The organism is Pseudomonas sp. NY15372 (assembly GCF_048068215.1).
Taxonomy (GTDB): Bacteria; Pseudomonadota; Gammaproteobacteria; order Pseudomonadales; family Pseudomonadaceae; genus Aquipseudomonas; species Aquipseudomonas guariconensis_A.
On sequence record NZ_JBLUPY010000006.1, the window covers coordinates 133,391 to 152,059 of the forward strand.

General features: G+C 63.5%; 19 protein-coding genes. 5 read left to right on the plus strand and 14 right to left on the minus strand.

Annotated elements, in window-relative coordinates; translation table 11 throughout:
* Nucleotides 1-283 precede the first annotated feature (283 nt).
* From ACNFG0_RS07215 to ccoN (ACNFG0_RS07275), 13 genes are all read right to left on the minus strand, one after another.
* Nucleotides 284-967 (minus strand): sulfite exporter TauE/SafE family protein, encoded by a 684-nt coding sequence (locus ACNFG0_RS07215; RefSeq protein WP_196144758.1) that lies wholly within the window; start codon nucleotides 965-967, stop codon nucleotides 284-286.
* Nucleotides 960-1,175, minus strand: a complete 216-nt coding sequence (gene ccoS, locus ACNFG0_RS07220; protein WP_196144757.1) for a cbb3-type cytochrome oxidase assembly protein CcoS — start codon at nucleotides 1,173-1,175, stop codon at nucleotides 960-962. The genes ACNFG0_RS07215 and ccoS overlap by 8 nt, the downstream gene beginning before the upstream one ends.
* Nucleotides 1,154-3,628, minus strand: coding sequence for a heavy metal translocating P-type ATPase (locus ACNFG0_RS07225; RefSeq protein WP_416764365.1), 2,475 nt, complete (start codon nucleotides 3,626-3,628; stop codon nucleotides 1,154-1,156). Before ACNFG0_RS07225 ends, ccoS begins: the two co-directional genes overlap by 22 nt.
* Before the next feature lie 149 nt (nucleotides 3,629-3,777).
* On the minus strand, nucleotides 3,778-4,308 hold the full coding sequence (locus tag ACNFG0_RS07230) for a FixH family protein (RefSeq protein ID WP_196166693.1): 531 nt from the start codon (nucleotides 4,306-4,308) through the stop codon (nucleotides 3,778-3,780).
* Nucleotides 4,309-4,319: 11 nt separating this feature from the next.
* Nucleotides 4,320-5,735: a cytochrome c oxidase accessory protein CcoG gene (gene ccoG, locus ACNFG0_RS07235; protein WP_196166694.1), complete on the minus strand. Its 1,416-nt coding sequence runs from the start codon at nucleotides 5,733-5,735 to the stop codon at nucleotides 4,320-4,322.
* Between the two features lie 348 nt (nucleotides 5,736-6,083).
* Nucleotides 6,084-7,064 (minus strand): cytochrome-c oxidase, cbb3-type subunit III, encoded by a 981-nt coding sequence (gene ccoP, locus ACNFG0_RS07240; RefSeq protein WP_196144753.1) that lies wholly within the window; start codon nucleotides 7,062-7,064, stop codon nucleotides 6,084-6,086.
* Entirely contained in the window at nucleotides 7,061-7,258 is a 198-nt protein-coding gene (locus ACNFG0_RS07245) for a cbb3-type cytochrome oxidase subunit 3 (RefSeq protein WP_084854741.1), read from the minus strand. The genes ccoP (ACNFG0_RS07240) and ACNFG0_RS07245 overlap by 4 nt, the downstream gene beginning before the upstream one ends.
* Nucleotides 7,259-7,263: 5 nt before the next feature.
* A complete protein-coding gene (gene ccoO, locus ACNFG0_RS07250) occupies nucleotides 7,264-7,872 on the minus strand; it encodes a cytochrome-c oxidase, cbb3-type subunit II (protein ID WP_196144752.1) in 609 nt (202 codons plus the stop codon).
* The gene (gene ccoN, locus ACNFG0_RS07255; protein WP_196144751.1) at nucleotides 7,872-9,314 is read right to left on the minus strand and encodes a cytochrome-c oxidase, cbb3-type subunit I; all 1,443 of its coding nucleotides are present in this window, start codon (nucleotides 9,312-9,314) and stop codon (nucleotides 7,872-7,874) included. The genes ccoO (ACNFG0_RS07250) and ccoN (ACNFG0_RS07255) overlap by 1 nt, the downstream gene beginning before the upstream one ends.
* Nucleotides 9,315-9,742: 428 nt before the next feature.
* Nucleotides 9,743-10,684: a cytochrome-c oxidase, cbb3-type subunit III gene (gene ccoP / locus ACNFG0_RS07260; protein WP_196155544.1), complete on the minus strand. Its 942-nt coding sequence runs from the start codon at nucleotides 10,682-10,684 to the stop codon at nucleotides 9,743-9,745.
* Nucleotides 10,684-10,872 carry a cbb3-type cytochrome oxidase subunit 3 gene (locus ACNFG0_RS07265; protein ID WP_196144827.1) on the minus strand — a complete coding sequence of 63 codons (189 nt, stop codon included), beginning with the start codon at nucleotides 10,870-10,872 and terminating at the stop codon, nucleotides 10,684-10,686. The genes ccoP (ACNFG0_RS07260) and ACNFG0_RS07265 overlap by 1 nt, the downstream gene beginning before the upstream one ends.
* Nucleotides 10,873-10,881: 9 nt before the next feature.
* On the minus strand, nucleotides 10,882-11,490 hold the full coding sequence (gene ccoO, locus ACNFG0_RS07270; RefSeq protein WP_196144749.1) for a cytochrome-c oxidase, cbb3-type subunit II: 609 nt from the start codon (nucleotides 11,488-11,490) through the stop codon (nucleotides 10,882-10,884).
* 13 nt (nucleotides 11,491-11,503) lie between these two features.
* Complete coding sequence (ccoN, locus tag ACNFG0_RS07275) at nucleotides 11,504-12,928, minus strand: cytochrome-c oxidase, cbb3-type subunit I (protein WP_416764366.1); 1,425 nt, start codon at nucleotides 12,926-12,928, stop codon at nucleotides 11,504-11,506.
* A gap of 50 nt (nucleotides 12,929-12,978) precedes the next feature.
* On the opposite strand from ccoN (ACNFG0_RS07275), the gene ACNFG0_RS07280 reads away from it, so the two are divergent.
* A complete protein-coding gene (locus ACNFG0_RS07280) occupies nucleotides 12,979-13,671 on the plus strand; it encodes an alpha/beta family hydrolase (protein WP_230381273.1) in 693 nt (230 codons plus the stop codon).
* Between the two features lie 71 nt (nucleotides 13,672-13,742).
* Here the strand turns inward: ACNFG0_RS07280 and gltA are convergent, their stop codons facing one another.
* Nucleotides 13,743-15,032 carry a citrate synthase gene (gene gltA, locus ACNFG0_RS07285; protein ID WP_196144747.1) on the minus strand — a complete coding sequence of 430 codons (1,290 nt, stop codon included), beginning with the start codon at nucleotides 15,030-15,032 and terminating at the stop codon, nucleotides 13,743-13,745.
* Between the two features lie 351 nt (nucleotides 15,033-15,383).
* On the opposite strand from gltA, the gene sdhC reads away from it, so the two are divergent.
* From sdhC to ACNFG0_RS07305, 4 genes are read left to right on the plus strand one after another with little or no spacing between them, the layout of a single operon-like run.
* Nucleotides 15,384-15,770: a succinate dehydrogenase, cytochrome b556 subunit gene (sdhC, locus tag ACNFG0_RS07290; RefSeq protein WP_172402947.1), complete on the plus strand. Its 387-nt coding sequence runs from the start codon at nucleotides 15,384-15,386 to the stop codon at nucleotides 15,768-15,770.
* Nucleotides 15,764-16,132: a succinate dehydrogenase, hydrophobic membrane anchor protein gene (sdhD, locus tag ACNFG0_RS07295; protein ID WP_043211427.1), complete on the plus strand. Its 369-nt coding sequence runs from the start codon at nucleotides 15,764-15,766 to the stop codon at nucleotides 16,130-16,132. Before sdhC ends, sdhD begins: the two co-directional genes overlap by 7 nt.
* 3 nt (nucleotides 16,133-16,135) lie before the next feature.
* Nucleotides 16,136-17,908, plus strand: a complete 1,773-nt coding sequence (sdhA, locus tag ACNFG0_RS07300; protein WP_196144746.1) for a succinate dehydrogenase flavoprotein subunit — start codon at nucleotides 16,136-16,138, stop codon at nucleotides 17,906-17,908.
* Nucleotides 17,909-17,919: 11 nt separating this feature from the next.
* Nucleotides 17,920-18,624 (plus strand): succinate dehydrogenase iron-sulfur subunit, encoded by a 705-nt coding sequence (locus ACNFG0_RS07305; RefSeq protein WP_196144745.1) that lies wholly within the window; start codon nucleotides 17,920-17,922, stop codon nucleotides 18,622-18,624.
* The last annotated feature ends 45 nt before the right edge of the window (nucleotides 18,625-18,669 follow it).

Consider the following 18,669-nt stretch of genomic DNA (forward strand, 5'->3'; position numbering starts at 1 on the left):
GGGAGCTGGCTTGCCAGCGATAGGGCCGGGGCAAACAACTCAAGACAGTTGCTCCCACTTGTCCTGCGCTGCTTTCAGAGACACCGCCGTACCTGTGGGAGCTGGCTTGCCAGCGATAGGGTCGGGGCAAACAACTCAAGACAGTTGTTCCCATTTGCCCTGCGCTGCTTTCAGGGACACCGCCGTCCCTGTGGGAGCTGGCTTGCCAGCGATAGGGCCGGCAAACAACTCAAGATAGTTGTTCCCACAGAGGTAGCGCCAGCCATCGGTTCTGCGCCGCTGATCAATGCCCCATCAGCCAATGCTGGTGCGGCCCGGGCAGTGTCCACAGGCCGAACAGGATCACCAGCAATCCGCCTGCCATGCGCACGCCACGCTTGCGCAGCAAGGTGCCGATACGCTCGGCAGCAAGGCCTGTGGCGACCAGCACAGGCCAGGTGCCCAGCCCGAACGCCAGCATCAGCGCGGCACTGTGGGCCGCATTGCCCTGGCTGGCCGCCCACAATAGCGTGCTGTAGACCAGGCCACACGGCAGCCAGCCCCACAGGGCGCCGAGCAGCAGGGCGCGGGGCAGGCTCGACACCGGCAGCAAGCGCGTCGCCAACGGTTGGACGTGCCGCCACAGGCCGCGCCCGAGCGCTTCGATGCGGGTCAGGCCGCTCCACCAGCCGGCCAGGTACAGGCCCATGGCAATGAGCAACAACGCGGCAACCACGCGCAGCCCTTGAGCCAATGGGCTGCTGGCCAACGCCACGCCGGCAAGGCCCAGCACCAGGCCGGCGGCGGCGTAGCTGAGGATGCGCCCGAGGTTGTAGGCCAGCAGTAGGCGCAGGCGTCGGGCGCGTTGCTCAGGCGGGATGGCGAGGGTCAGGGCGCCCATCAGGCCGCCGCACATGCCCAGGCAGTGGCCGCCGCCAAGCAGGCCCAGAACCAGCGCCGAGCCGATGAGCGGGAGCAGGTCAGGCACGTGGTTTCGAGTCCTTGTCTGCGTCGGCTTGGGCTTGGTCAGGTTTCACGGCGGCCTGGTGGCGCGGGTCCTGGTCATCGAACAGGATGCTGTGGGCGGGGCTGTCGAGGTCGTCGTACTGGCCGCTGTCCACCGCCCAGAAGAAGATGTACACGGCCACGCCTACGATCAGCAGGGCCGCCGGGATCATGACGTAGAGGGCGGGCATAGCGGTTTCCTTCCGGGTGTCGAGGGCTCATGTGCAGGCTGGCCCGCTGCGCTGGGCAGGCGGGTCAGGCGCAGGGCGTTGAGAACCACGATCAGCGAGCTGACCGACATGCCAATGGCCGCCCAGACCGGCGTGATCCAGCCCAGGGCGGCGAACGGCAACATCAGGCCATTATACAGGGTCGCCCAGAGCAGGTTCTCGAGGATGTTGCGTCGGGTACGGCGGGCCAGGTCGAAGGCCTGCACCAGCGCCTCGAGGCGGTTGGACAACAGCACCGCGTCGGCGCAGGTCTTGGCCAGGTCCGTGGCCGAGCCCATGGCGATGCTGATATCGGCGGCAGCCAGTACCGGCACATCGTTGACGCCGTCACCCAGCATCAGCACCTTGCGGCCTTCGGCCTGCAAGGCCTTGAGTCGGTCCAGCTTGTCGTCCGGGCGCAGGCCGCCGATGGCCTGGTCGATGCACAACTGCGTTGCCACCTCGGCGACCATCGGTGAGCTGTCGCCGGACAGCAGCAGGGTCTTCCAGCCCCGGGCCTTGCAGGCAGCCAACAGGGCGGGAGCATCCTCACGCAGGCGGTCATCGAGACCGAACCAGGCCAGGGGGCCCTGGGTATCGCCCAGTAACAGCCATTGGCCGCGCGGTTGCGGCACGCTCGGCACGGGCGCGCCGCTCAGGGCGCAGACGAAACTGGCCTGGCCGATACGCAGGCGCGCGCCTTCGAACAGCCCCTCAAGGCCCAGCCCTGGCTCCGTCTGGACATCTTCGGCAGGTATCGCGGCACGGCCGAAGGCGCGCGCGATGGGGTGCTCCGAGCGATTTTCGAGCGCCGCGGCCAGGGCCAGGCAACGATCGGCGGGCAAGGGGCCTAGCGGGTGGATGCTGCGCAGGGCCAGGCGGCCTTCGGTCAGGGTGCCGGTCTTGTCGAAGATCACTGTGTCGATCTGGTTCAGGCCTTCGAGCACATGGCCGCGGGTCACCAGCAAGCCCAGCCGGTGCAGGGTGCCGGTGGCTGCGGTGAGGGCGGTGGGCGTGGCCAAAGACAGTGCGCATGGGCAGGTCGCCACCAGCATGGCCAGGACGATCCAGAACGCACGTGGCGCGTCGATTTGCCACCACAGCAGGCCAATGGCGACACTGGCTACCAGGGTGAACAACAGGAACCACTGGGAAGCCCGGTCGGCGATCTCGGCCAACCGGGGCTTTTCCGACTGGGCCCGCTCGAGCAGGCGAACGATGGCCGAGAGCCGCGAGTCCTGGCCCAGTGCTTGGACCTCCACGGTCAGGGGGCTTTCGACATTCAGCGTGCCGCCGGTGACCCGATCGCCGGCCTGGCGCGCCAAGGGTAGGTATTCGCCGGTCAGCAGCGACTCGTCGATGCTGGAGCGGCCGTCGACGATGCGGCCATCGGCCGGGATCACCGCGCCGGGCAGCACCTGCACCCGGTCACCCTGGCGCAGCTCCGCCAGCAGGATACGCTCGCCGTGGCCGGCGGCATCCAGGCGCAGGCACGAGGCCGGCAGCAGGTTGACCAGCTGGGCGGTGGCGGCGGCTGTACGTTCCCGTGCGCGGCGTTCCAGGTAGCGACCGGTGAGCAAGAACAGCGCGAACATGCCGACCGTGTCGAAGTACAGCTCGCCGCTGCCGGTGATGGCGGTCCAGATTCCGGCGCCGTAGGCCAGGCCGATGGCCAGCGACACCGAGACGTCCATGGTCAGGTGGCGGGTACGCAGGTCGCGGGCGGCGCCCTTGAAGAACGGTGCGCAGCTGTAGAAGACGATGGGCGTGGTCAGAAACAGCGCGACCCAACGCAGGATGGTATGCAGTTCGGGGCTCAGGTCGATGTTGAATTCAGGCCAGGTGGCCATGGTCGCCATCATCGCCTGGAACCACAGCAGGCCCGCCACGCCCAGGCGGCGCAGGGCGCTGCGGTTCTCCCGGGCCAGCTGTTCGGCGGCCTGGTCAGGCTGGTAGGGGTGGGCGGCGTAGCCGATCTGGCGCAGCTCGGCCAGCAGGTGCGAGAGCGGTACCTGGCGGTCGTCCCAGGCCACCAGCAGGCGGTGATTGGACAGGTTCAGGCGCGCCTCGGCCACACCTGGCAGGTTGCGCAGATGTTTCTCGATCAGCCAGCCACAGGCGGCGCAGCTGATGCCTTCGATCATCAGCGTGGTTTCGCGAAGCTCGCCCTGTTGGCGGACGAAGCCCTGCTGCACATCGGCGCGGTCGTAGAGGGCCAATTCGTCCTGCAACTGGCGCGGTAGGGCCTCGGGGTTGGCGCTGGTGTCGCTGCGGTGCTGGTAGTAGCTCTCCAGGCCGCCGGCCACGATCGACTCGGCCACGGCCTGGCAGCCGGGGCAGCAGAACTGTCGCGGTTCACCGAGGACCACTGCGGTGAAGCGGCTGCTGGCGGGGACGGGCAGGGCGCAGTGGTAGCAGGGCGTGGGTTGGGTCATCGAATTGTTGCCTTACGCAAATCTTCAGGTTTGCATCGACCCTGTGGGAGCGGGCTTGCCCCGCGATGGCGTCGGTTCGGCTAAAGGAGGTGCCCGAGCTGACGCCATCGCGGGACAAGCCCGCTCCCACAAGGTGCGAGGCGGTGTCGCTATTCCTGGTGCTCGGCACCCTGCAGGGCCTCATCGCCCAGTTCCAGGTTCACCCCATGGGCGACTTTCTCCTCCTCGAACAGCCGCCACACGCGACCGTCCTGGTTGCCCAGCAGCTCGACGAAGCGCCGGCCTTCGACCTTGTCTTCCAGCTGGCCGACATAACGGCCTGGCTCGACACGGGCCAGTTGCACCTTGCGGTCGCGCTCCGGCTGGGTCGGTGAGATCAGGTTCAGTTCCAGCGCCTGCGGGTCGCTCTCGCCGCTCAGGCGCACCTGGACTTCGCCGGTCAGCTCGTCCAGATGCACGCTGGCCTTGAGGTTGAGGGTCTGGGCCAGCAGTTCCCGGTCCAGGGAACGGTTGATGCCCTTGCCGGCCTCGTAGTAGTTGTCGTTCACCAGGTTGTCCGGGTTGCGCACGGCAATGCTGACCATGGTCAGGCTCAGGCAGACCGAGGTGGTCAGGATGCCGATGATGATCCAGGGCCAGAGGTGCTTGTACCATGGGCTGGCGGCGGTTGCGGCAGGCATGTCGTTCTCTCTCAGCGGATTTGCGGGCCGATGAAACGGCTCTTGGCTTCAACCTGGGTGGCGCTGTCGTCGGCGTCCTTGAGGATGAAGGTGATTTCGTTGGTGGTCGAGGGCAATTGCTCGGGGGCGACCGACAATTGCACCGGCAGGCTGACGATATCGCCGGCGGCGACTCGCACCTCGCGGTGGCCTTCGAGCTGCAGGCCTGGCAGGCCGGCGGCATCGAGCACGTAAACATGGTCGCGCTGGTCTTTGTTCATGACCTTGAGGCTGTACACGTTCTCGATTCGCCCTTGGGCATTCTCGCGGTACAGCACGCGGTCCTTGCTGACGTCGAAGCCCACCAGCGAACGGGTGGCGAACGCGGTGACCAGCAGGCCGATCATCACCAGCAGTACCAAGGCGTAACCGATCAGGCGCGGGCGCAGCATATGGGTCTTCTGCCCGGACAAGTTGTGCTCGGTGGTATAGCTGATCAGGCCCTTGGGGTAGTTCATCTTCTCCATGATGTTGTCGCAGGCGTCGATGCACGCCGCGCAGCCGATGCATTCGATCTGCAGGCCATCACGGATGTCGATGCCGGTCGGGCAGACCTGTACGCACATGGTGCAATCGATGCAGTCGCCCAGGCCCTTGGCCTTGTAATCCATGTCCTTCTTGCGTGGTCCGCGGGTTTCGCCGCGGCGCGGGTCGTAGGAAACGATCAGGGTGTCCTTGTCGAACATCACGCTCTGGAACCGCGCGTACGGGCACATGTGCACGCACACCTGCTCCCGCAGCCAGCCGGCATTGCCATAGGTGGCGAGGGTGAAGAAACCGACCCAGAAGTAGGCCCAGCCATCGGCTTGGCCTGTGAAGAATTCGCTGACCAGTTCGCGGATCGGCGAGAAATAGCCGACGAAGGTCATGCCGGTGACGAAGCCGATCAGCAGCCATAGGCTGTGCTTGGCGGTCTTGCGCAGCAGCTTGTTGGCGCTCATCGGCGCCTTGTCCAGCTTCATGCGTTGGTTGCGGTCGCCCTCGGTGACTTTCTCGCACCACATGAAGATCCAGGTCCAGACGCTTTGCGGGCAGGTATAGCCGCACCACACACGGCCGGCGAACACGGTGATGAAGAACAGGCCGAAGGCGGCGACGATCAGCAGGCCCGAGAGCAGGATGAAGTCCTGGGGCCAGATGGTGGCGCCAAAGATGTAGAACTTGCGCTCGGGCAGGTTCCACCATACGGCCTGATGATCGCCCCAGTTCAGCCACACGGTGCCGAAGTAAAGCAGGAACAGGATCGCTCCGCCGACCATCCGCAGCCTGCGGAACACGCCAGTGAAGGCGCGGGTGTAGATCTTTTCCCGGGAGGCATAGAGGTCGAGGGATTCCTGGCCTTTCTTGGCGGGTGGGGTGACATCATGTACCGGAATTTGCTTGCTCATCATCGTGTCCCACGGCAGTGGAGAAATGCCGCGGCCAGTACGTGCCGGCCGCAGTCCTGCGCATTCTGCTAGCGCTCTGCGGCCCATGATACGCCTGTGCTGGCAGGCAAAGGGCGCGCCGCGACCTTTAGTCGCATTGGGTTTATGGCGTGGATCGTGTAAAGGCGGCTGTCAATTGATTCAAGTCATCAAGCGGTTGAAATTGTCTGGCTTCATCGCCGGCAAGTCGGCTCCCACTCCGAATCTGTGGGAGCCGGCTTGCCGGCGATAGTGCCAGAACAGGCAACGCCGAACCCTGCTCAAGAAAAAGGCCCCGGCAGGGTCGCTGGCGGGGCCTGGGTCACACACTCACTCGGCCTTGGCCGTTTCCTGTTCCTGGTGCGAGAGGCTGTAGACGTAGGCCGCCAGCAGGTGGACCTTGTCGTTGCCTTGCATCTGCGCCTGGGCTGGCATCTGCCCCTGGCGACCGTAGCGGATGGTCTGTTGCAGCTGGGCGAAGCTCGAGCCGTAGATGAACGCCTGCGGGTGGGTCAGGTTCGGCGCGCCCATGGCTGGGGTGCCCTTGCCCTCGGGGCCGTGGCAGGCTACGCAGTTGGCGGCGAATAGCTTCTGGCCATTGGCCGGGTCGGCCTTGGCGCCTTCCGGCAGGCTGCGCCCGTCCAGGTTGGTCAACACGAAGGCGGCGACGTCGGCCACGCCCTGCTCGCCGAGCACCTCGGCCCAGGCCGGCATCACGCCGTGGCGACCATTCATGATGGTGGTCTTGATGGTCTCCGGCTCGCCGCCCCAGCGCCAGTCGTTATCGGTCAGGTTGGGGAAGCCGTAGGCGCCCTTGGCGTCGGAGCCGTGGCACACCGAGCAGTTGGAGGCGAACAGGCGGCCCCCCATCTTCAGCGCTTGCGGGTCCTTGGCCACTTCCTCGATGGGCATGGCGGCGAACTTGGCGAAGATCGGCCCGAAGCGGGCGTCGGCCTTGGCCATTTCCTTTTCCCACTCGTGCACGCCGGTCCAGCCTGGTTGGCCGTTGGCGAACTCGGTCTTCTTCTCGTTATCCAGGTACTGGTAGCCCGGCAGGATGCCTTTCCAGTTACCCAGGCCCGGGTAAAGCACCAGGTAGCCCAGGGCGAACACGATGGTGCCGACGAACAGCCAGAACCACCATTTGGGCAGCGGGTTGTCGTATTCCTCGATACCGTCGAAGGCATGGCCGACGGTCTCGTCGGTGGCTTCCTCGCGCTGGCCCTTGCGAGTGGAAAGCAACAGCCAGGTCAGAGAGAAGATGGTGCCCAGGGTCAGGACGGTGACGTACAGACTCCAGAAGGTTGTCATTGTTCGTTGCTCCTAGAAGCTTTCGCTTGCGCTTGCTCGACGTGCTGGCTGGCCTCGGGGTCATCGGCGAACGGCAACCGGGTCGCCTCGTCGAATTCCTTCTTGCGCCGTGGGTTGAACACCCACAGCGCCAGGCCAACGAAGGCCACCATCACCACGACGGTGCCCAGGCCGCGAATCATCCCGATATCCATCAGTGTCACCGCTTGCTCTTGATGATGGTGCCAAGGCCTTGCAGGTACGCCACGATGGCGTCCATCTCGGTCTTGCCCTTGACCGCGTCGCGGGCGCCGGCGATGTCCTCGTCGGTGTAGGGCACGCCCAGGGTGCGCAAGACTTCCATCTTCTTCGGCGTATCCTTGCCGTCGAGCTTGTTCTCGACCAGCCACGGGTAGGACGGCATCTTCGACTCCGGTACCACGTTGCGCGGGTTGTACAGGTGTGCGCGGTGCCAGTCGTCGGAGTAGCGGCCACCGACGCGGGCCAGGTCAGGCCCGGTACGCTTGGAGCCCCACAGGAACGGGTGGTCCCAGACGCTTTCGCCAGCGACCGAGTAGTGGCCGTAGCGCTCGGTCTCGGCGCGGAACGGGCGGATCATCTGCGAGTGGCAGCCTACGCAACCTTCGCGGATGTAGATGTCGCGGCCTTCGAGCTCCAGCGCGGTTCGCGGCTTCATGCCCTCGACCGGCTTGTTGGTCACGTCCTGGAAGAACAGCGGGACGATCTGGGTCAGGCCACCGACGCTGACGGCGATGACCATGAAGAAGGCCAGCAGGCCGATATTCTTCTCGACTGCTTCGTGTTTCATCAGTGAGCTCCCACGACGACGATCTTGGCGGCTTCCTCAGCCTCGGCCGGCTTCGAGGCGCGGACGGTGCGGTAGACGTTGTAAGCCATCAGCAGCATGCCGGAGGCGAAGAACGCACCGCCCAGGGCACGGACGATGTAGCCCGGGTGGCTGGCCTGGAGGGCTTCGACGAAGGAGTAGGTGAGGGTGCCGTCGTCGTTGATGGCGCGCCACATCAGGCCCTGGGTGATGCCGTTGACCCACATCGAGGCGATGTACAGCACGGTGCCGATGGTCGCCAGCCAGAAGTGCGCGTTGATCAGGCCGACGCTGTGCATCTGCTGGCGGCCGTAGAGCTTGGGAATCATGTGGTAGACCGAGCCGATGGAGATCATCGCCACCCAGCCGAGCGCGCCGGCGTGGACATGGCCGATGGTCCAGTCGGTGTAGTGCGACAGCGAGTTGACCGTCTTGATGGCCATCATTGGGCCTTCGAAGGTGGACATGCCGTAGAAGGCCAGCGACACCACCAGGAAACGCAGGATCGGGTCGGTGCGCAGTTTGTGCCAGGCCCCGGAGAGGGTCATCATGCCGTTGATCATGCCGCCCCAGCTCGGGGCCAGCAGGATGATCGACATCACCATGCCCAGCGACTGTGCCCAGTCAGGCAGCGCGGTGTAGTGCAGGTGGTGCGGGCCGGCCCAGATGTACAGGGTGATCAGCGCCCAGAAGTGCACGATCGACAGGCGATACGAGTAGATCGGGCGTTCGGCCTGCTTGGGTACGAAGTAGTACATCATGCCCAGGAAACCGGTGGTCAGGAAGAAGCCCACGGCGTTGTGGCCGTACCACCACTGGATCATCGCGTCGGTGGCGCCGGAGTAGGCCGAGTACGATTTGAACCAGCTGACCGGCAGGGACATGTGGTTGACGATGTGCAGCATCGCCGTGACCACGATGAAGCCACCGTAGAACCAGTTGCCGACATAGATGTGCTTGGTCTTGCGCTTGACGATGGTGCCGAAGAACACCAAGCCGTAGGTGACCCAGACGATGGCCAGCAGGATCGCCAGCGGCCACTCGAGCTCGGCGTATTCCTTGGTGGTGGTGTAGCCCATCGGCAGGGTGATCAGGGCGCCGACGATCACCGCCTGCCAACCCCAGAAGGTGAAGGCGGCCATGCTGTCGGAGATCAGCCGGGTCTGGCAGGTGCGCTGCACCACGTAGTAGGAGGTGGCGAACAGTGCGCAACCCCCGAAGGCGAAGATCACCAGGTTGGTGTGCAGCGGGCGAAGGCGGCCGAAGCTCGTCCATGGCAGGTCCAGGTTCAGCTGGGGCCATACCAGTTGCGAGGCGATGAAGACGCCGAGCCCCATGCCAAGGATCCCCCAGACCACCGTCATGATGGCGAACTGGCGGACGACCTTATAGTTATAAGCAGTCGGACTGATTGCAGTGCTCATTCTAAGGTTCCACGGTTTAGGGTGTTCTTGTTGGTCGAAAATCGGCGCAAGTATCGATAACCACTAGGGTTATGGCAACGCAAGAATGCTTGCGCCGACCCGTGTCCAGGCCCTTTCCACCACCGTCCCGCGGTTTAGGGGCTGGATGATTGTACACAAATAAATGTTTGTAATGTGTACCGTTTTTCGCCTTTTTCTGATCGATCGGTCAAGCTTTTTTCTAGAGCGGCGACAGGCCATGCGCCACGTCTGCTCCGCTCGTTGTGAGCGAAGCCTATATGAGGCAACAAGCTTAGTTCTGTTCGAGGGGGGTGCAAGGAGGGTAGGTTGAGCAGGGGGTATTGCGGGGGCAGCCCTTTCGCGGGCAAGCCAGCTCCCACAGGGATTAGCGCCAACCCTGTGGGAGAGGATTTGCCCGCGAAGGGGTGTTATTTGACAGTCACGGTTTCGGCCGTGTCGTCCTGCGAGAGGCTGTAGACATAGGCGGCAAGCAAGTGGACCTTGTCGTTACCCTGGAGCTCGCGCTGGGCTGGCATCTGGCCCTGGCGACCGTAGCGGATGGTCTGCTGCAGCTGGGCGAAGCTCGAGCCGTAGATGAACGCCTGCGGGTGAGTGAGGTCTGGTGCGCCCATGGCAGGGGTACCTTTGCCTTCAGGCCCGTGGCAGGCCACGCAGTTGGCGGCGAAGATTTCCTGGCCCTTGGCCGGGTCGGCCTTGGCGCCTTGCGGCAGGCTACGGCCGTCCAGGTTGGTCAGCACGAAGGCGGCCACGTCGGCCACGCCTTGTTCGCCGATCACCTCGGCCCAGCCCGGCATCACGCCGTGGCGCCCATCCATGATCGAGGCCTTGATGGTCTCCGGCTCGCCGCCCCAACGCCAGTCCTTGTCGGTGAGGTTGGGGAAGCCGTAGGCGCCTTTGGCGTCGGAGCCGTGGCACACCGAGCAGTTCGAGGCGAACAGGCGGCTGCCCATCTTCAGCGCTTGCGGGTCCTTGGCCACGTCTTCCACGGGCATGGCGGCGTACTTGGCGAAGATCGGTCCGAACTTGGCGTCGGCCTTGTCCATTTCCTTCTGCCATTCGTTGACCTGGGTCCAGCCATTTTCATAACCCGGCAGCACGCCTTTCCAGTTGCCGAGGCCCGGGTAGAGGATCAGGTATCCGACCGCGAACACCAGGGTGCCGACGAACAGCCAGAACCACCACTTGGGCAGCGGGTTGTCGTATTCCTCGATGCCATCGAAGCTGTGGCCCATGGTTTGATCGGTGGTGTTCCTGCTCTGGCCCTTGCGGGTGCCGAGCAGCAGCCAGGTCAGGCCGATGAGGCTGCCGAGGGTCAGTACGCTGATGTACGTACTCCAGAAGGTGGTCATTACTGGTTACTCCTTGTGGCAGGTTCCTGCCCGGCTGGGGGCAGGCGGTCATCGACGAAGGGCAGCAGGCGCGCTTCGGCGAAGTCGCGGTCGCGGCGACGGTTGAACACCCACAGGCTCAGGCCGATGAAGGCGATCATCACCATCAACGTGCCCAGGCCGCGGATCATGCCGATATCCAGTGACAGTTCCATCGCTTACCTCTTGTTCTTGATCGAGGTGCCCAGCACCTGCAGGTAGGCCACCAGGGCGTCCATTTCGGTCTTGCCCTTGACCGCATCGCGGGCACCGGCGATGTCCTCGTCGGTGTAGGGCACACCGAGGGTGCGCAGGGTGCGCATCTTGGTGTCGGTGTGGCTGTCGTCGACCTTCTGTGCGACCAGCCATGGGTAGGACGGCATCTTCGACTCCGGCACGACGTTGCGCGGGTTGTACAGGTGCGCGCGGTGCCAGTCGTCGGAGTAGCGGCCGCCGACGCGGGCCAGGTCAGGCCCGGTACGCTTGGAGCCCCACAGGAACGGGTGGTCCCAGACGCTTTCGCCGGCGACCGAGTAGTGGCCGTAGCGCTCGGTCTCGGCGCGGAACGGGCGGATCATCTGCGAGTGGCAGCCTACGCAACCTTCGCGGATGTAGATGTCGCGGCCTTCGAGCTGCAGGGCGGTGTAGGGCTTCATGCCTTCGACTGGCTTGTTGGTCACGTCCTGGAAGAACAACGGGACGATCTGGGTCAGGCCGCCGATGCTGACGGCAAACACCATCAGCAGTGCCAGCAGGCCTACGTTTTTCTCGATGACTTCGTGTTTCATCAGGCTTGTCTCCTCAGGCCAGCTGGGCGTTCGCAGGGGCGGCGGCAGTGGCGGGTGCACGCACGGTGCGCCAGGTGTTCCAGGCCATCAGCAGCATGCCGGTGAGGAAGATCACGCCGCCGACGAAGCGGACGATGAAACCTGGGTGGCTGGCCACCAGCGTCTCGACGAAGGAGTAGGTGAGCGTGCCGTCGGCATTGACCGCACGCCACATCAGGCCCTGGGCGATGCCGTTGACCCACATCGAGGCGATGTACAGCACGGTGCCGATGGTCGCCAGCCAGAAGTGCGCGTTGATCAGGCCGATGCTGTACATGCGCTCCTTGCCGAACACTTTCGGGATGGTGTGGTACAGCGCGCCGATGGAGATCATCGCCACCCAGCCGAGGGCGCCAGCATGGACATGGCCGATGGTCCAGTCGGTGTAGTGGGAGAGGGCGTTGACGGTCTTGATGGCCATCATCGGGCCTTCGAAGGTGGACATGCCGTAGAAGGCCAGCGACACCACCAGGAAACGCAGGATCGGGTCGCTGCGCAGTTTGTGCCAGGCCCCGGAGAGGGTCATCATGCCGTTGATCATGCCGCCCCAGCTCGGGGCCAGGAGGATCAGCGACATGATCATGCCCAGCGACTGCGCCCAGTCAGGCAGCGCGGTGTAGTGCAAATGGTGCGGGCCGGCCCAGATGTACAGGGTGATCAGCGCCCAGAAGTGCACGATCGACAGGCGATAGGAATACACCGGGCGCTCGGCCTGCTTGGGCACGTAGTAGTACATCATGCCCAGGAAGCCTGCAGTCAGGAAGAAGCCTACGGCGTTGTGGCCGTACCACCATTGCACCATCGCGTCGGTGGCGCCGGCGTACAGCGAGTAGGACTTGGTCAGGCTGACCGGCATTTCCAGGTTATTGACGATGTGCAGCATCGCCACGGTGAGGATGAAGCCGCCGTAGAACCAGTTGCCGACGTAGATGTGTTTGGTGTTGCGCTTGATCAGTGTGCCGAAGAACACCACGGCGTAGGCGACCCAGACGATGGTGATCAGGATGTCGATCGGCCATTCCAGCTCGGCGTACTCCTTGGAGCTGGTGTAGCCCAGCGGCAGGGTGATAGCTGCCAGCAGGATCACCAGTTGCCAGCCCCAGAACGTGAACGCCGCCAGGCGTGGCGCGAACAAGGTGGTCTGGCAGGTGCGTTGCACCGAATAATAGGAGGTGGCGAACAAGGCGCAGCCGCCGAAGGCGAAGATCACCGCATTGGTGTGCAGTGGTCGCAGGCGGCCGAAGCTGGTCCATGGGAGGTCGAAGTTGAGGGCGGGCCAGACGAGCTGTGCGGCGATGAATACGCCGAGCCCCATCCCGACGATTCCCCACACCACCGTCATGATGGCGAATTGGCGGACCACCTTGTAGTTATAGGCGGTACTGCTGGTTGTGTTCATGTATGGGTTCCCATCCACGGTTATAGGCAGGCTAGATAGCGAGGCGAAGCATGAGTAATGGGCACATTGCCGGTATTGACGGGGATCAATGGGCGCAGGTGGGAAATGTCTCAGGCTTGCGCTGCGATCCCCCTCGGGTCGGGAAAGGGCTGGGTTACAAGGGGTGCCTGATCCTGGCTCATGGTGCAGGCGCGCCGATGGACAGCGCGTTCATGGAGGAGATGGCGCAAGGCCTGGCGGAGCAAGGGGTAGGGGTGGTTCGTTTCGAGTTTCCCTACATGGCGCAGCGCCGCGTTGGGGGTGGCAAGCGCCCGCCCAATCCGCAGGCGGTGCTGCTCGATTGCTGGCGCCAGGTGTACGCTCAGGTGCGGCCTTTGGTCACGGGGCCGCTGGCGATCGGAGGCAAGTCCATGGGCGGGCGCATGGCGAGCCTCTTGGTCGATGAGCTGGGTGCTGACGCCCTGGTGTGTCTGGGGTATCCGTTCTATGCGGTGGGCAAGCCGGACAAACCTCGGGTCGAGCACCTGGCGGGGCTGCGTACGCGTACCTTGATCGTCCAGGGGGAGCGTGATGCCTTGGGTAACCGGGAGGCGGTGCAAAGCTATGTGCTTTCGCCCTCGATCGAGGTCTGCTGGCTGGCGGCCGGGGATCATGATCTCAAGCCGCTGAAGGCGTCCGGGTTCACCCATGAGCAGCATTTGCAGGCGGCTGCGCAGCGGGTGGCGGCGTTTCTGCAAGGGTAGGGCGCCCATGAAAAAAGGCCACCGCAGGGGTGGCCTTTTTCGAAGACGCGTTCGGTGTTGCCGGGCAACCCTTACTTGCGGTCCTTCAGGTCAACGATGTCGCGCTGCTCGCAACCGGTGTACAGCTGGCGCGGACGGCCGATCTTGTACGGGCTGGAGAGCATTTCCTTCCAGTGCGAGATCCAGCCCACGGTACGTGCCAGGGCGAAGATCACGGTGAACATGCTGGTCGGAATACCGATCGCCTTCAGGATGATGCCCGAGTAGAAGTCGACGTTCGGGTACAGCGAGCGCTCGATGAAGTACGGATCGGTCAGGGCGATCTCTTCCAGGCGCATGGCCAGTTCCAACTGCGGGTCGTTCTTGATGCCCAGTTCGCTCAGGACTTCGTCGCAGGTCTGCTTCATCACGGTGGCGCGCGGGTCGCGGTTCTTGTACACGCGGTGACCGAAGCCCATGAGCTTGAACGGATCGTTCTTGTCCTTGGCCTTGGCGATGTACTTGTCGATGTTCGAGACATCGCCGATTTCATCGAGCATGGTCAGCACGGCTTCGTTGGCGCCGCCGTGGGCAGGGCCCCACAGCGCGGCGATGCCGGCAGCGATACAGGCGAACGGGTTGGCGCCCGAGGAGCCTGCCAGGCGCACGGTGGAAGTGGAGGCGTTCTGCTCGTGGTCGGCATGGAGGATGAAGATCCGGTCCATCGCCTTGGCCAGCACCGGGCTGATCGGTTTGATCTCGCACGGGGTGTTGAACATCATGTGCAGGAAGTTCTCCGCGTACGACAGGTCGTTGCGCGGGTACATCATCGGCTGGCCCATGGAGTACTTATAAACCATCGCGGCCAGGGTCGGCATCTTGGCGACCAGGCGCACCGCGGAGATTTCGCGATGTTGCGGGTTGTTGATGTCCAGAGAGTCGTGATAGAACGCCGACAGGGCGCCGACCACGCCGCACATCACCGCCATCGGGTGGGCGTCGCGGCGGAAGCCGTTGAAGAAGGATTTCAGCTGCTCGTGAACCATGGTGTGGTTCTTCACGGTGCTGACGAACTGGGCCTTCTGCTCGGCATTGGGCAGTTCGCCGTTGAGCAGCAGGTAGCAGGTTTCCAGGTAGTCCGATTTTTCGGCGAGCTGTTCGATCGGGTAGCCGCGGTGCAGCAGGACACCCTTGTCGCCGTCAATATAGGTAATCTTCGACTCGCACGAGGCGGTCGCCATGAAGCCGGGGTCGAAGGTGAAGTGACCAGTAGCCCCCAACCCGCGGACGTCGATAACATCGGGACCAACGGTGCCGGTTAAAATGGGCAGCTCGACGGGGGCTGCGCCCTCGATGACCAACTGCGCTTTTTTGTCAGCCATGTGGCCTCCTATTAATGCTTGAAATCATCAGACAGACCCCCCACGCAGGGCCCGCACCACTATAGAGGGATAAATTCGAATGTCAATTTGCCTAAAGGCTGGTTGAAACGCCCTCTGAGCCCTGGTTTTTCGCGAAATTGTCGCCCATTTACGCCTTTTATCCGTTAAAGGCAATGCGCTATTTGGGCGAGCCCCTCACGTTGTCATAAGCAGCCTAACTGTCTATACTCCGCAACCGACCGCCAGGGGCTTGCAAGCCCGTTCCGCTGGGGGTCGTCGCTCCCTGGGTGGTGGGTACCTGACCAGTACACTTACCAACAACTTTGCCCTGTTAGCTAGGGGCTCTTCAGTGTGAAAAAAGCCGTGAAAAGCCAACGACCTGTAAACCTAGACCTAAGGACCATCAAACTCCCGATCACCGCATACACGTCCATTCTTCACCGTATCTCCGGCGTCATCCTGTTCCTCGGCCTTGCCATCATGCTGTATGCACTGGGCAAGTCGCTGGGTTCCGAGGAAGGCTTTGCCGAGGTGAAGGCGTGTCTGACCAGCCCGCTGGCCAAGTTGGTGACCTGGGGCCTGCTGTCCGGCCTGCTGTATCACCTGGTGGCCGGTATCCGTCACCTGATCATGGACATGGGCGTCGGTGAGACGCTGGAAGGCGGCAAGCTGGGCTCGAAAATCGTGATCGTCATCTCCGTGGTGCTGATCGTTCTGGCGGGAGTTTGGGTATGGTAACTAATGTCACGAACCTGTCGCGTTCGGGCCTCTATGACTGGATGGCGCAGCGCGTATCTGCGGTCGTTCTCGCGGCTTACTTCATCTTCCTGATCGGCTACGTCGCCGTTCACCCGGGTCTCGACTATGCCCAGTGGCACGGTCTGTTCTCCAACAACGCGATGCGAATCTTCAGTCTGCTGGCACTCGTTGCCCTGGGCGCCCACGCCTGGGTCGGCATGTGGACCATTGCCACCGACTACCTGACGCCGATGTCGTTCGGCAAGTCGGCGACTGCGATTCGTTTCCTGTTCCAGGCTGTATGCGGCGTTGCGATGTTCGCCTACTTCGTCTGGGGTGTGCAGATTCTCTGGGGTATCTGATCCATGGCTAAAATTCCAACGATTTCCTTCGACGCCATCATCATCGGTGGCGGCGGTGCCGGCATGCGCGCTGCGCTGCAGCTGGCCCAGGGCGGTCACAAGACTGCCGTGGTCACCAAGGTGTTCCCGACCCGTTCGCACACCGTTTCCGCACAGGGTGGCATCACCTGCGCCATCGCTTCGGCCGACCCGAACGACGACTGGCGCTGGCACATGTACGACACCGTCAAGGGCTCCGACTACATCGGTGACCAGGACGCGATCGAATACATGTGTCAGGAAGGCCCGGCAGCGGTCTTCGAGCTGGACCACATGGGCCTGCCGTTCTCCCGTACCGAAACCGGCCGTATCTATCAGCGTCCGTTCGGTGGCCAGTCCAAGGACTTCGGCAAGGGTGGCCAGGCCGCCCGTACCTGCGCAGCCTCCGACCGTACCGGTCACGCGCTGCTGCACACCCTCTACCAGGGCAACCTGAAGGCGGGCACCACCTTCCTCAACGAGTACTACGCCGTTGACCTGGTGAAGAACCAGGATGGCGCCTTCGTCGGTGTGATCGCGATCTGCATCGAAACCGGCGAGACCATGTACATCAAGTCCAAGGCCACCGTTCTGGCTACCGGCGGTGCGGGTCGTATCTACGCTTCCACCACCAACGCCCTGATCAACACCGGCGACGGTGTCGGCATGGCCCTGCGTGCCGGTGTACCGGTGCAGGATATCGAGATGTGGCAGTTCCACCCGACCGGCATCGCCGGCGCCGGTGTACTGGTCACCGAAGGTTGCCGCGGTGAAGGTGGCTACCTGATCAACGCCCACGGCGAGCGCTTCATGGAGCGTTACGCGCCGAACGCGAAGGACCTGGCTGGCCGCGACGTGGTCGCCCGCTCCATGGTCAAGGAAATCATCGCCGGCAACGGCGTGGGCCCGAACAAGGACCACGTACTGCTGAAGCTGGACCACCTGGGCGAGGAAGTGCTGCACAGCCGCCTGCCAGGCATCTGCGAGCTGTCCAAGACCTTCGCCCACGTCGACCCTGTGGTCGCTCCGGTTCCGGTCATCCCGACCTGCCACTACATGATGGGCGGCGTTGCCACCAACATTCATGGCCAGGCCATCACCATGGACGCCGAAGGCAAGGACCAGATCATTCCTGGCCTGTTCGCCGTAGGTGAAGTGGCGTGCGTATCGGTTCACGGTGCCAACCGCCTGGGCGGCAACTCGCTGCTCGACCTGGTCGTGTTCGGCCGCGCTGCCGGCCTGCACCTGGAGAAGGCGCTGACCGAAGGCGTCGAGTACCGCGATGCCAGCGACACCGACGTCGACGTTGCCCTGAACCGCCTGAGCAAGCTCAACGAGCGCACCACCGGCGAAGACGTCGCCAGCCTCAAGCGTGAGCTGCAAAGCTGCATGCAGAACTACTTCGGTGTATTCCGTACCGGCGAATACATGCAGAAGGGTATCGAGCAGCTGGCTGGCCTGCGCGACCGTATCGCCAACGTCAAGATCAACGACAAGTCCCAGGCCTTCAACACCGCGCGTATCGAAGCGCTGGAGCTGCAGAACCTGCTGGAAGTCGCCGAAGCGACCGCCATCGCGGCCGAAGCCCGTAAAGAGTCCCGCGGCGCTCACGCCCGTGAAGACTACGAAGACCGTGACGACGAAAACTGGCTGTGCCACACCCTGTATTACCCGGGTGAGAAGCGCGTCGCCAAGCGTGGCGTCAACTTTGCGCCGAAGACAGTTCCTGCCTTCGAACCAAAAGTCCGGACTTACTAAGGGTGGCCGCTATGTTGCAAGTCGAAGTTTATCGTTACAACCCGGACACCGATTCGGCGCCGAAGATGCAGACCTTCCAGGTCGATACCGGCGGCAAGGATCTGATGGTTCTGGACGTGTTGGCACTGATCAAGGAGCAGGACGAGGGCTTCTCCTACCGTCGCTCCTGCCGTGAAGGCGTTTGCGGTTCCGATGGCATGAACATCAACGGCAAGAACGGCCTGGCCTGCATCACCCCGCTGTCGGCGGCGGTCAAGGGCAACAAGCTGGTTCTGCGCCCGCTGCCGGGCCTGCCGGTCATTCGTGACCTGGTCGTCGACATGAGCATCTTCTACAAGCAGTACGAGAAGGTGAAGCCGTTCCTGCAGAATGACACGCCGGCCCCGGCCATCGAGCGTCTGCAGTCGCCGGAAGACCGCGACAAGCTGGACGGTCTGTACGAGTGCATCCTGTGCGCCTGCTGCTCGACCTCCTGCCCGTCGTTCTGGTGGAACCCGGACAAGTTCCTGGGCCCCGCCGCTCTGCTGCAGGCCTATCGCTTCCTGGCCGACAGCCGTGACACCAAGACCCAGGAGCGCCTGGCGTCCCTGGATGACCCGTTCAGCGTATTCCGCTGCCGCGGGATCATGAACTGCGTAAACGTTTGCCCGAAAGGTCTGAACCCGACCAAGGCAATCGGTCACGTACGTAACATGCTGCTGCAAAGCGGCACCTGATCCAAAAATGTTGCACCAGCAGTAAGCCGAGGTGCGGGCGTCGAG

Excerpts from the sequence above, each read along its gene's own strand:
- ccoS (WP_196144757.1), bottom strand. The coding sequence starts at position 1,175 with ATGCCCGCCCTCTACGTCATGATCCCGGCGGCCCTGCTGATCGTAGGC.
- ACNFG0_RS07225 (WP_416764365.1), bottom strand. The coding sequence starts at position 3,628 with ATGACCCAACCCACGCCCTGCTACCACTGCGCCCTGCCCGTCCCCGCC.
- ACNFG0_RS07230 (WP_196166693.1), bottom strand. The coding sequence starts at position 4,308 with ATGCCTGCCGCAACCGCCGCCAGCCCATGGTACAAGCACCTCTGGCCC.
- ccoG (WP_196166694.1), bottom strand. The coding sequence starts at position 5,735 with ATGAGCAAGCAAATTCCGGTACATGATGTCACCCCACCCGCCAAGAAA.
- ccoP (WP_196144753.1), bottom strand. The coding sequence starts at position 7,064 with ATGACAACCTTCTGGAGTCTGTACGTCACCGTCCTGACCCTGGGCACC.
- ACNFG0_RS07245 (WP_084854741.1), bottom strand. The coding sequence starts at position 7,258 with ATGGATATCGGGATGATTCGCGGCCTGGGCACCGTCGTGGTGATGGTG.
- ccoO (WP_196144752.1), bottom strand. The coding sequence starts at position 7,872 with ATGAAACACGAAGCAGTCGAGAAGAATATCGGCCTGCTGGCCTTCTTC.
- ccoN (WP_196144751.1), bottom strand. The coding sequence starts at position 9,314 with ATGAGCACTGCAATCAGTCCGACTGCTTATAACTATAAGGTCGTCCGC.
- ccoP (WP_196155544.1), bottom strand. The coding sequence starts at position 10,684 with ATGACCACCTTCTGGAGTACGTACATCAGCGTACTGACCCTCGGCAGC.
- ccoO (WP_196144749.1), bottom strand. The coding sequence starts at position 11,490 with ATGAAACACGAAGTCATCGAGAAAAACGTAGGCCTGCTGGCACTGCTG.
- ccoN (WP_416764366.1), bottom strand. The coding sequence starts at position 12,928 with ATGAACACAACCAGCAGTACCGCCTATAACTACAAGGTGGTCCGCCAA.
- ACNFG0_RS07280 (WP_230381273.1), top strand. The coding sequence starts at position 12,979 with ATGAGTAATGGGCACATTGCCGGTATTGACGGGGATCAATGGGCGCAG.
- gltA (WP_196144747.1), bottom strand. The coding sequence starts at position 15,032 with ATGGCTGACAAAAAAGCGCAGTTGGTCATCGAGGGCGCAGCCCCCGTC.
- sdhD (WP_043211427.1), top strand. The coding sequence starts at position 15,764 with ATGGTAACTAATGTCACGAACCTGTCGCGTTCGGGCCTCTATGACTGG.
- sdhA (WP_196144746.1), top strand. The coding sequence starts at position 16,136 with ATGGCTAAAATTCCAACGATTTCCTTCGACGCCATCATCATCGGTGGC.
- ACNFG0_RS07305 (WP_196144745.1), top strand. The coding sequence starts at position 17,920 with ATGTTGCAAGTCGAAGTTTATCGTTACAACCCGGACACCGATTCGGCG.